The sequence below is a fragment of the Pseudomonas sp. RA_105y_Pfl2_P56 genome (assembly GCF_963970845.1).
GTDB lineage: Bacteria > Pseudomonadota > Gammaproteobacteria > Pseudomonadales > Pseudomonadaceae > Aquipseudomonas > Aquipseudomonas baetica_A.
The window spans coordinates 13412-24549 of the sequence record NZ_CAXAPL010000002.1; the positions used below are offsets into that span (position 1 = coordinate 13412).

The 11138-nt window shown below is 60.4% G+C and carries 8 protein-coding genes and 1 pseudogene; 2 read left to right on the forward strand and 7 right to left on the reverse strand.

All coding sequences use genetic code 11. From position 1 onward, the window contains the following. Positions 1-105: 105 nt before the first annotated feature. Positions 106-1488 (reverse strand): cysteine--tRNA ligase, encoded by a 1383-nt coding sequence (cysS, locus tag AACY11_RS01850; protein ID WP_339493730.1) that lies wholly within the window; start codon positions 1486-1488, stop codon positions 106-108. A 15-nt stretch (positions 1489-1503) separates the two neighbouring features. Then, positions 1504-3201, reverse strand: coding sequence for a glutamine--tRNA ligase/YqeY domain fusion protein (locus AACY11_RS01855; RefSeq protein WP_339493732.1), 1698 nt, complete (start codon positions 3199-3201; stop codon positions 1504-1506). Positions 3202-3451: 250 nt separating this feature from the next. Between AACY11_RS01855 and AACY11_RS01860 the strand changes: the two genes are divergently transcribed. Both AACY11_RS01860 and lpxH read left to right on the forward strand, forming a co-directional pair. Then, the gene (locus tag AACY11_RS01860) at positions 3452-3958 is read left to right on the forward strand and encodes a peptidylprolyl isomerase (RefSeq protein ID WP_042559899.1); all 507 of its coding nucleotides are present in this window, start codon (positions 3452-3454) and stop codon (positions 3956-3958) included. Next, positions 3955-4665 (forward strand): annotated as a pseudogene (gene lpxH, locus AACY11_RS01865) (UDP-2,3-diacylglucosamine diphosphatase); the annotation flags it as partial. The gene AACY11_RS01860 and the pseudogene lpxH, both read left to right, overlap by 4 nt. Before the next feature lie 54 nt (positions 4666-4719). Here the strand turns inward: lpxH and AACY11_RS01870 are convergent. From AACY11_RS01870 to AACY11_RS01890, 5 genes are all read right to left on the reverse strand, one after another. Continuing rightward, the gene (locus AACY11_RS01870) at positions 4720-6249 is read right to left on the reverse strand and encodes a DHA2 family efflux MFS transporter permease subunit (RefSeq protein ID WP_339493733.1); all 1530 of its coding nucleotides are present in this window, start codon (positions 6247-6249) and stop codon (positions 4720-4722) included. Between the two features lie 143 nt (positions 6250-6392). Next, a complete protein-coding gene (locus AACY11_RS01875) occupies positions 6393-7595 on the reverse strand; it encodes an HlyD family secretion protein (protein ID WP_339493734.1) in 1203 nt (400 codons plus the stop codon). A 15-nt stretch (positions 7596-7610) separates the two neighbouring features. Further along, a complete protein-coding gene (locus tag AACY11_RS01880) occupies positions 7611-9080 on the reverse strand; it encodes an efflux transporter outer membrane subunit (RefSeq protein ID WP_339493735.1) in 1470 nt (489 codons plus the stop codon). After that, positions 9070-9552, reverse strand: coding sequence for a MarR family winged helix-turn-helix transcriptional regulator (locus AACY11_RS01885; RefSeq protein ID WP_339493736.1), 483 nt, complete (start codon positions 9550-9552; stop codon positions 9070-9072). The genes AACY11_RS01880 and AACY11_RS01885 overlap by 11 nt, the downstream gene beginning before the upstream one ends. A 263-nt stretch (positions 9553-9815) precedes the next feature. Continuing rightward, on the reverse strand, positions 9816-11138 hold the full coding sequence (locus AACY11_RS01890) for an HdeD family acid-resistance protein (protein WP_339431997.1): 1323 nt from the start codon (positions 11136-11138) through the stop codon (positions 9816-9818).

Below are 11138 nucleotides of genomic sequence, written 5' to 3' on the forward strand. Positions count from 1 at the left end.
GCTGGCGAGCCTGCAATGACTTCAGCCCTGTCCCTGTAGATTCCTGAGATAACCCAAAAACAAAAACCCGCACAAGGCGGGTTTTGTTTTTAGCGGATCAGCCAATCAGTCAGCCAAACGCCAGGTCGTGCCACCCTTGCCGTCTTCCAGCACCACGCCCATGGCGGTGAGCTGGTCGCGGATGCGGTCGGATTCGGCCCAGTCCTTACCCGCCCGCGCCGCCAGACGTGCAGCAATCAGCGCGTCGACTTCAGCCGCATCGACACGCCCTTCGGCGCCAGCCTGCAGGAAGTCGTCGGCCTCGAGTTGCAACACACCCAGCACGCTGGCCAGTTCTTTCAGACGGGCCGCTAAACCGGCCGCGGCATCGAGATCGCTCTCGCGCAGTCGGTTGATCTCACGCACCATCTCGAACAGCACGGCGCAGGCTTCCGGCGTACCGAAGTCGTCGTTCATCACCGCGGTGAAACGTTCAACGAACGCTTCGCCACCGGCCGGCGCCGCAGTCGGCAGGCCTTTGAGTGCGTGGTAGAAACGCTCGAGTGCGCCTTTGGCGTCCTTGAGGTTGTCTTCCGAGTAGTTGATCGCGCTGCGGTAGTGGCTCGACACCAGCAGGTAACGCACGACTTCAGGGTGGTACTTGTCGAGCACGTCGCGAATGGTGAAGAAGTTGTTCAAGGACTTGGACATCTTCTCGCCATTGATGCGAATCATGCCGCAATGCATCCACGCGTTGGCGTAGGTCTTGCCAGTGGCCGCTTCGCTCTGGGCGATTTCGTTTTCGTGGTGCGGGAACTCAAGATCACTGCCGCCGCCATGAATATCGAACGTCTCACCCAGGCAGCAGGTGGACATCACCGAGCACTCGATGTGCCAGCCCGGACGCCCGGCGCCCCATGGCGATTCCCAGCTAGGCTCGCCCGGTTTGACGCCTTTCCACAGCACGAAGTCCAGCGGATCTTCCTTCGCTTCGTCGACCTCGATCCGCGCACCGATGCGCAGGTCTTCGATCTTCTTGCGCGACAGCTTGCCGTAGCCCATGAACTTGCCGACGCGGTAGTACACGTCGCCATTGCCCGGGGCGTAGGCGTAGCCCTTGTCGATCAGGGTCTGGATCATCGCGTGCATGCCCGGAATGTGATCCGTGGCACGCGGCTCCATGTCCGGCTTCTTGATGTTCAGGCGCGCTTCGTCTTCGTGCATCGCGGCAATCATGCGCTCGGTCAACGCTTCGAACGATTCACCGTTCTCGTTGGCGCGGTTGATGATCTTGTCGTCGATGTCGGTGATGTTGCGCACGTAAGTCAGGTTGTAACCGCTGAACCGCAACCAGCGGGTCACCAGGTCGAACGCGACCATGCTGCGACCATGGCCCAGGTGGCAGTAGTCGTACACGGTCATCCCGCAGACGTACATGCGCACATTGTTGCCATCGAGCGGCTTGAAGACTTCTTTGCTCTTGGTGAGCGTGTTGTAGATCGTTAGCACGTTAAATCCCTTGAATCACTGGCCCCACGAATCACGCAGGGTCACGGTACGGTTGAATACCGGCTGACCTGGTTTCGAGTCCTTCAAATCGGCGACGAAGTAGCCTTCGCGCTCGAACTGGAAACGGTCTTCCGGCTGTGCATTGCCAAGCGATGGCTCAGCACGACAACCGGTCAGCACTTGCAGTGAGTCAGGGTTGATGTTGTCGAGGAAACTGGCGCTGTCTTCGGCCTTCTCAGGGTTGGCCGAACGGAACAGACGATCGTACAGACGCACTTCGCACTCGACGCTGGCAGCGGCCGGCACCCAGTGAACCACGCCTTTGACCTTGCGGCCTTCAGGGTTCTTGCCCAGAGTTTCGGGGTCGTAGGAGCAACGCAGTTCGACGATGTTGCCATCGGCGTCCTTGATCGCTTCGTCGGCACGGATCACGTAGCTGCCGCGCAGACGCACTTCGCCGCCCGATTCCAGACGTTTGTAGCCTTTCGGCGGCTCTTCCATGAAGTCTTCACGGTCGATGTAGATTTCCCGGGCAAACGGCAGCGCGCGCACGCCCATGTCTTCTTTCGGGTGGCGCGGCAGTTCGAGGTTCTCGACCTGGCCTTCCGGGTAGTTGGTGATCACGACTTTGAGCGGACGCAGCACGCACATGGCGCGCGGGGCGCTGTGGTCGAGGTCGTCACGGATGCTGAATTCGAGCATGCCGAAGTCAACCACGCCGTCGGAGCGGTTGGTACCGATCATTTCGCAGAAGTTGCGGATCGACTTCGGCGTGTAGCCACGGCGGCGGAAGCCCGACAGCGTGGACATGCGCGGATCGTCCCAGCCATTGACGTGCTTTTCATCGACCAGTTGCTTGAGCTTGCGCTTGCTGGTGATGGTGTAGTTGAGGTTCAGACGGCTGAACTCGTACTGACGCGGTTGCGCCGGCACTGGCAGTGCGTCGAGGAACCACTCGTACAGCGGACGATGGCTTTCGAACTCCAGGGTGCAGATCGAGTGAGTGATGCCTTCGATGGCGTCCGACTGACCGTGGGTGAAGTCGTAGTTGGGGTAGATGCACCACTTGTCACCGGTCTGGTGGTGATGGGCGTGGCGGATGCGGTACATGATCGGGTCACGCAGGTTCATGTTCGGCGAGGCCATGTCGATCTTTGCGCGCAGCACGCGGGCGCCGTCCGGGAACTCACCGGCGCGCATGCGGGCGAACCAGTCGAGGTTTTCTTCAACCGAACGGTCGCGGAACGGGCTGTTCTTGCCAGGTTCGGTCAGGCTGCCACGGTATTCCTTGGCCTGCTCAGGGGTCAGGTCGTCGACGTAGGCCTTGCCGGCCTTGATCAACTCCACCGCCCAGTCGTGCAACTGGTCGAAATACTGCGAGGCGTAGCGCACTTCGCCGGACCATTCGAAGCCCAGCCATTTGACGTCGCTTTCGATCGCGTCGATGTATTCCTGATCTTCCTTGGCCGGGTTGGTGTCGTCGAAACGCAGGTGCGTGACGCCGCCGAACTCCTGGGCCAGGCCGAAGTTCACGCAGATCGATTTGGCGTGGCCGATGTGCAGGTAGCCGTTGGGCTCCGGCGGGAAACGGGTGACGATCTGGGTGTGCTTGCCCGAGTCCAGGTCTGCCTGGATGATCGGCCGCAGGAAATTGACCGGCACGGCAGGGCCGGACTTGGCATTCGAGGTAGGGTCGACAGTGGGCTTGCTCATAGGATCCTTGACTTACAGGTGCGCGGCCGCAGAGGGGGCCAGACAAAACAAAGCCGCTATCATAGCCGATGCTGTCAAGGGGCTGACAGAGCAGGCCCTATAAAGGCGTGCATTTAATCGCACGGAAATGAAAAACTGCCTCGAAATTCACGCCTGTCACGCTAAACTGCGCACCTCGGCCTTCAGGGGCTGAACCGGTAAAGGGTGTAAATGGCCCATACCCACGAATTCCTTATAAAGAGTAGCGATCATGACTCAAGTAAAACTGACCACTAATTTCGGTGACATCGTCATCGAGTTGAACGAAGAAAAAGCCCCGATCACCGCGGCCAACTTCATCGAATACGTTAAAAAAGGTCACTACGAGAACGTCGTGTTCCACCGTGTGATCAAAGGTTTCATGATCCAGGGCGGCGGTTTCGAGCCTGGCATGAAGGAAAAGAAAGACAAGAGCCCAAGCATTCAGAACGAAGCTGACAACGGTCTGAAGAACGAGAAGTACACCCTGGCCATGGCTCGCACCATGGACCCGCATTCGGCATCGGCCCAGTTCTTCATCAACGCCACCGACAACGGCTTCCTCAACCACACCGCCAAGACCGCTCAGGGTTGGGGTTACGCGGTATTCGGTAAAGTGGTTGCGGGCTTCGACGTTGTCGACAAGATCGAAGGCGTTTCCACCACGTCCAAGGCAGGCCACCAGGACGTACCAGCAGACGACGTGATCATCGAGAAAGCCGAGATCATCGAAGCGTGATACTGCTGATTTCAGACTTGCATCTGGAAGAGGAGCGCCCGGACATTACCCGGGCGTTTCTGAGTTTGCTCGCCGGACGCGCCCGCTCGGCGAGTGCGTTGTACATTCTGGGCGACTTCTTCGAGGCGTGGATTGGCGACGATGCCATGACGCCCTTCCAGCGTTCCATCTGCCAGGCCCTGCGCCAATTGAGCGACAGCGGCACGGCCATTTTTCTGATGCACGGCAATCGCGACTTCCTGCTCGGCAAGGCCTTCTGTAAACAGGCCGGCTGCACGCTGTTGAAGGACCCGAGCGTCGTGCAATTTTACGGTGAGCCGGTGCTGTTGATGCACGGCGACAGTCTTTGCACCCGCGACGTCAGCTACATGAAGCTGCGCCGCTACCTGCGTAATCCGATCACCCGGTTCATCTTGCGCCATCTGCCGCTGAGCACACGCCACAAACTGGCGCGCAAACTGCGAAGCGAAAGCCGGGCGCAGACGCGGATGAAGGCCAACGACATTGTCGATGTCACGCCGCAAGAGATTCCGCGGATCATGCAGGCGTTTGGCGTGAAGACCCTGATTCACGGGCACACCCATCGGCCGGCGATTCATAAGCTGCAGCTCGCCGAGCAGGCGGCGAAGCGGATTGTGCTGGGGGACTGGGACCGTCAGGGTTGGGCGTTACAGGTGGATGAGAATGGGTATGCGCTGGCGCCGTTTGATTTTGCGCCGCCGCCAGCCCTGCCCGCTCCCACATTTTTGACCGCGTTCTACTTAGTGCCCGCTGGCAGCAGGCCCCGCCTTCGCCGCAAACGGCGGCTTCGCCAGCCACACAATCAGAATCAACCCCATGAACCCCCAGCCCAGCAGCGTGAAGTAATCCACGGTGGAGAGCATGTACGCCTGGCTGGTCAGCACATGGTCGAGTTGCGCATACGCCGGAGCACTCGCCCCGCCCAATTGATTCAACGCCTCCCGCGTCGCGGGCTCATAGGTGCTGATGCTTTCACTCATATAGGCATGGTGTTGATCGGCCCGGCGAATCCAGATCCAGGTGGTCAGCGACGCCGCGAAGCTACCGCCCAACGTTCGCAGGAATGTCGCAAGGCCCGCGCCGTCGGCGATCTGGCTCGGCGGCAAGTCCGACATCAGAATGCTCAAGGTCGGCATGAAGAACAGCGCCACGCCAATGCCCATGAACAGTTGCACCAGAGCGATGTGCTGGAAGTCCACCTCGTTGGTAAACCCGGCGCGCATGAAGCAGCTCAGGCCAATCGCCAGAAATGCCAGCCCGGCCAGTAAACGCAGGTCGAACTTGTGTGCGTATTTGCCGACAAACGGCGACAGCAGCACCGGCAGAATCCCGATCGGCGCCACGGCCAGCCCTGCCCAGGTCGCGGTGTAACCCATCTGGGTCTGCAACCATTGCGGCAGGATCAGGTTGATGCCGAAGAACCCGGCGTAACCCAGTACCAGCACCAGTGTGCCGATGCGAAAGTTGCGGTGGGCAAACAGCCGCAGATTGACCACCGGATGCTGGTCGGTCATTTCCCAGATGACGAACACCGCCAGCGCGATCACTGAAATCGCCGCACCAATAATGATGAAGTTCGATTCGAACCAGTCCAGGTCATTGCCCTTGTCGAGGATCACCTGCAACGCGCCGACCCCGATGATCAGCGAGATCAGCCCGACGTAGTCCATCGGCTGACGGCTGGTTTCCACCGGACGCTTGGCCAATTGCGAACGCACGACCATCACCGCAAAAATCCCGATCGGCACGTTGATGAAGAAGATCCACGGCCAACTGTAGCTGTCGGTGATCCAGCCACCGAGAATCGGCCCTGCGATCGGTGCAACCACCGTGACCATTGCCAATAATGCCAATGCCATGCCTCGCCTGGCGGGGGGATACACGGCGATCAACAGGGTTTGCGTCATCGGATACAGCGGCCCGGCGACCAGCCCCTGCAACACGCGAAAGCCGATCAGTTCGGGCATCGACGTGGAAATACCGCAGAGAAACGAAGCCAGCACAAACAGAAGGGTCGCCCAGAGAAACAGCTTCACCTCGCCGAAACGCCGGCTCAACCATCCGGTCAGCGGCAGCGCAATGGCGTTGCTCACGGCAAACGAGGTGATCACCCAAGTGCCCTGCTCCGAACTCACCCCCAGGTTGCCGGAAATCGTCGGCAACGCCACGTTGGCGATGGTGGTGTCGAGCACTTGCATGAAAGTCGCCAGCGACAGGCCGATGGTGCTGAGCAACAGGCTGGGCGGCGTAAAAGAGGCGTTATTGCTCATCGCGAATCCTTTGAAACCTCAATAGCGTTACACCCGCCCTTGTGGGAGCGGGCGTGCTCGCGAAGGCGGCCTGTCAGACAAATCAATCTTGAATGGCACACCGTTTTCGCGAGCAAGCCCGCTCCCACAGGGTCAGTGGTGGATCAGCGTTGCGCGGTTTTGCTGACCGCGGCGCTGTTGTCGTGGATCAGTTGCGCGATCATTGCGTCGGCTTCGGCCAGTTGACGGTCGTAGACGTTGGTGCTGAAAGACGCTTTTTGCGGCGATTGTTGAGCCAGTACCGGGCCGCTCTGGTCATGCAGATTGACCTCGACAGTGGTCGACAGACCGACGCGCAGCGGGTGCTTGGCCAACTCTTCGGCGTTGATGTGAATGCGCACCGGCACACGCTGGACGATCTTGATCCAGTTACCGGTGGCGTTCTGCGCAGGCAACAGGGCGAACGCGCTACCGGTACCGGCGCCGAGGCTGTCGACGGTGCCGCTGTATTTCACGTCACTGCCATAGATGTCGGATTCGATATCCACGGGCTGACCGATGCGCATGCCGCTCAGTTGGGTTTCCTTGAAGTTGGCGTCGATCCACAGTTGATCCAGTGGAATCACCGCCATCAGTGCGGTGCCCGGTTGCACGCGTTGGCCGAGTTGCACGGTGCGCTTGGCAACGTAACCGGTGACCGGCGCGATCAACGTGCTGCGGGCGTTGGTCAGGTAGGCCTGACGCAGTTGCGCGGCAGCGGCCATCACGTCCGGGTGCGACGACACCACGGTGTCATCGACCAGCGCGCTGGTGGTTTTGAGTTGCTGTTTGGCATTGGCCAGGGCGTTTTGCGCCGAGGTCAGATCGTCGCGGGCGTGGGACAGTTCTTCTTTGGAAATCGCCCCGCCAGCGGCGAGATTTTTCCGGCGGTTGTAGTTGTCCTGAGCCTTTTGCACTTCGGCCTGTTGCGCGTTGACCTGGGCTTTCATGCCATCGACGTTGCTGTACAAGCCGCGCACCTGACGCACGGTGCGGGCCAGATTGGCCTGAGCACTTTGCAGGCCGACTTCGGCGTCGTTCGGGTCGAAGTTGATCAGCACCTGGCCTTCGTGGACCAGGTCGCCATCATCGGCGCCAATGCTGACCACGGTGCCGGTGACCAGCGGCGTGATTTCAACGACGTTGCCGTTGACGTAGGCGTCGTCGGTGCTTTCGTTAAAGCGCCCGATGAATTCGTGATACGCCCAGACGCCGCCACAGGCGACAAGGACGATAACAGCCAGCACCAGCAGCATGACTTTGCGCTTGCGTGGATTGCCGGTGTCCGGGGTGTTGTCTTGAGCTTGGGTGTTTTGGGCAGTGGCCATGACAAATACCTTGAATTAGTTGTACGGCGTGGCTGGGGTGGCGTTGGCTGCGGTCAGGTTTTCACTCTGGAAGCCGCCGCCCAGCGCTTGCATCAGTTGAATCGACAGATCGATCTGCTCGGCATTGAGGTTGGCCAACTGACGCTGGGCCTGGAGCAATTGCTGCTCGATGCTGAGCACGTCCAGGTAGTTGCCGATGCCGGAACCGTAACGCTGGACCACGGTGTTGTAAGAATCCCGGGCAATGTCGGTGGCGTGTTGCTGCGCACCGATCTGCCGGCCGATGTCACGCAACTGGTTGATCGTGTCGCTGACATCGCCCAGTGCTTTGACCAGGCTTTTGTTGTACTGCGCCACCGCCAGGTCGTAATCGGCGTCACGCGCATCGAGGTTGGCGCGCAGTCGCCCGCCATCGAAGATCGGCACCGAGACAGTCGGCGCAATGCTGAAGAAGCGACTGGCCGAACCGAACATCGCGTCACCCAACAGGGACTCGGCACCGGCCGAGGCCGTCAGGTTGAGGTTGGGATAGAACCGGGTTTTCGCCGAGTCGATGTCCTTGCTCGCCGCTTCTACACGCCAGCGCGCAGCGACCAGATCCGGGCGACGACCGAGCAGTTCCGCCGGCAGCACCGAAGGCACAGCCACGGCGCTCGCTTGCAGGACGTTCGGGCGGGCGATTTCATTGCCGCGATCCGGGCCTTTGCCGAGCAAAACCGCCAACGTGATTTTCGCGCTGTTCAGGCGTTTTTCCGCATCGATCAGGCTGGCTTCGGAACTGGCTTCCAGGCTTTGGGTTTGCTGGAACTGGTATTGGCTATCGATCCCGGAACTCAGGCGACGCTGGCTCAGGTCAAGCATTTGTTGGGTGCGCTTGAGGTCTTCGCTGGCCAGGTCATAGACGATGTGTGCCTGACCGAGATCGCTGTAGGCCCGGGCCACGTCGGCGGCGAGGGTCAACTGCGCAGCCTGACGGTCGACTTCGGCGGCGCGGGCCTGACCGAGTGCGGCTTCCCAGGCGTCACGCTGACCGCCCCACAGGTCGAAGTTGTAATTGAAGCCGGCGCTGACGTTGCGCACCGTCGAATAAGCCCCACCCTGCCCCAGCGGATCCTGATCCTTGGCCAGGCGCGAACGGCTGATGCCGGCGCTGGCGTCCAGCGTCGGATAGCGCGCGGCATCGGCGGCATACGCGGCGGCGCTGGCCTGATGGGCACGGGCTTCGGCGATCTGCATGTCCGGGCTGTCGTGCAGCGCTTCGCGGATCAGGCCATCGAGTTGCGGATCGCCAAGGCTGGTCCACCAGTCGCTTTTCGGCCAGGCGGCCGGCGACAGGGTTACGCCGTTGAGGGATTGGCCAACCTTGAGGCTGTTCGCTTCGAGGCTTTGGCCTTGGGTGTCGAGGCCGCTGTAGTTGGCGCAGCCGGCGAGGATCATCGCCGACAGCACCAGCGTCAGGCTGCTGCGTAGGGTTTTACCGCTCATTGTGTTCACCTAACCGCTGGAGGGTGATCGGGTCACCGGCTGCCAGCAGAATTTTCTTGAGGATGTATTCCAGGGTTCTCAACTCGTCCGGAGTGACGGCGCCTGCCAGTTCATTCATCGCATCGGCGCCGATGTGCGGCAGGCGATCGGCCAATTGCTGGCCTTGCTCGGTGAGTTTGAGTTGCACCTGACGGCGATCACCTTCGCTGCGTTGGCGGGCCAGGAAGCCTTTCTGCTCCAGACGATCGAGCATGCGCGTCATCGAACCGCTGTCCAGCGACAGATGCCGGCAGAGCTCGGCCGGGGTGTCGACGCCGAATTGGGCCATGATGATCAACACCTTGAACTGCGCGGCGGTAATGCCGTGGGGTTCCATGTGGGTGTCGATGATCCGGTCTTTGAGCAGCGCAGCACGGCCAAGCAACAGGCCGAGGTGGCAGTGTTTGAATTCGTCCGGGGTGAAATGCTTCATGTGCTCACCTAATAACTGCCTAGGCAGTGAATGTATGTCGAGATGTTACTGCCTAGGCAGCGAATGTCAACGTAATAGTTAGGTTGCTTTGTAATTAGTTGACCAGTGGACTGGGGTTTTGCGCGCCTTCGCGAGCAAAGTCGCGCCCAAAGAGGATTTCGCGTCGAACGCAGATCCAGTGTGGGAGCGGGCTTGCCCGCGAAGGCAGCGACTCGTTTTGAGAAATGAAAGCGATCCAGAAATCCGGCTTATAGGGAGGCCGATCAGGACTCGTCGGAAGGATGGGCAGGCGCTGGCGGTTGCACCGGATGCACCTCGCGCCCCCGCAAGGCCGTCAGCGCATAGCCACAAGCACGCTTGGTCACCGCGTAAATGCTGTGCCAGCCCGGTGGCGCCGGCTCGATGGCGGCATGCAATGCCCGCGCATAATCGAGCACCAGCCCGGGGGTCCAGGCCATCACCTCGGCACGCTTGCGCACTTGAGCCGCCACCCAGAACTCGGGGCTGATGATGACTCGGACAAAATCGAGCATGCTTGAATGCCCCCGATTCATCGCCCCTTCAAGGGCCGCTTCGAGACTGTGGGCAACGGCACTGGAGCAATTACGGCTGGTGAGGTTATAAGTGCCGTTCTGCCGATATTGCGCCCAGAACGCATTCAGCCGTCGGGCATCATAGTGGGCAAAACTGACCTGAACCGAAGATGGGCACCAGTCAGCCACCTCGCTCGCATAGTCCGGCAGAAACCTGCCGGCGACATCATTGTTCGGCGTCGCCCGAAGCAAGCGCACGAAATCCCCCGCTGAACGATCAATGTCGTCCTGCGGGTAATGGCTGATGTAGATATCCGGGCCACATTCCAATGCCGCGTGGCCGGCGGAGATCACGCCGTTGATGTCGACCGCTGCGATATAGCGGTTGAGCAGCCGGTTGCGCACCAGGGTGTCATCAACGGTGCCGCTGGGTGTCCAGACGTGGATCACCAGCGCGGCGCTGCATGCCGGCGCACTGACCGAAGCAGGGCTGACCGGCGACTGCCAGTTTTTAAAGCGCAACGCCTGCCGCAAGAGCGCGCAGCCCGAGAGAAAAACGCTCATGCCGATGCAGAACGGTACCGTGCCCTTATAGAGCGTCGGATACGGTTCAAGGATGAACAGGCCAAAGCCGATTTCGAACAACCCCGTCAGCAGGGACACTTGCCAACCGACAAAACGCACCACCAACGCCGCTGCCAGCCGAAAGCCCCCGTCGAGCAAAAACGCCACACCAAACAGCACCGCCAGAATCAGGCCAGCGGCGTGTTGTCTGTCGACGATCAGCAACCCCAACACCAGAAACGCCAGACCTCGCGCCTTGCGCAAAGCGGCTGCGGTCCCGGTTCGAGGTGCCGGCACAAACAGAATGATCAGGGCTTCGAGCAACAACAGATAGCCGAAGAGATGCAACGGGAAATACAGAACGCCGTCCAGCGCATCAATGAAGATGGCCACACCGGCCGCCCCCCAGACAATGCCCGTCAGCGCCAGCGCAGACCAACGCTTGCGGACAAAATCGCTACCGAGCAAGACCCTACTCAAGCGAACCAT

Coding starts and splice junctions, on each gene's coding strand:
- AACY11_RS01855 (WP_339493732.1), bottom strand. CDS start 3,201: ATGAGCAAGCCCACTGTCGACCCTACCTCGAATGCCAAGTCCGGCCCT.
- AACY11_RS01860 (WP_042559899.1), top strand. CDS start 3,452: ATGACTCAAGTAAAACTGACCACTAATTTCGGTGACATCGTCATCGAG.
- AACY11_RS01870 (WP_339493733.1), bottom strand. CDS start 6,249: ATGAGCAATAACGCCTCTTTTACGCCGCCCAGCCTGTTGCTCAGCACC.
- AACY11_RS01875 (WP_339493734.1), bottom strand. CDS start 7,595: ATGGCCACTGCCCAAAACACCCAAGCTCAAGACAACACCCCGGACACC.
- AACY11_RS01880 (WP_339493735.1), bottom strand. CDS start 9,080: ATGAGCGGTAAAACCCTACGCAGCAGCCTGACGCTGGTGCTGTCGGCG.
- AACY11_RS01885 (WP_339493736.1), bottom strand. CDS start 9,552: ATGAAGCATTTCACCCCGGACGAATTCAAACACTGCCACCTCGGCCTG.
- AACY11_RS01890 (WP_339431997.1), bottom strand. CDS start 11,138: ATGGTTCGCTTGAGTAGGGTCTTGCTCGGTAGCGATTTTGTCCGCAAG.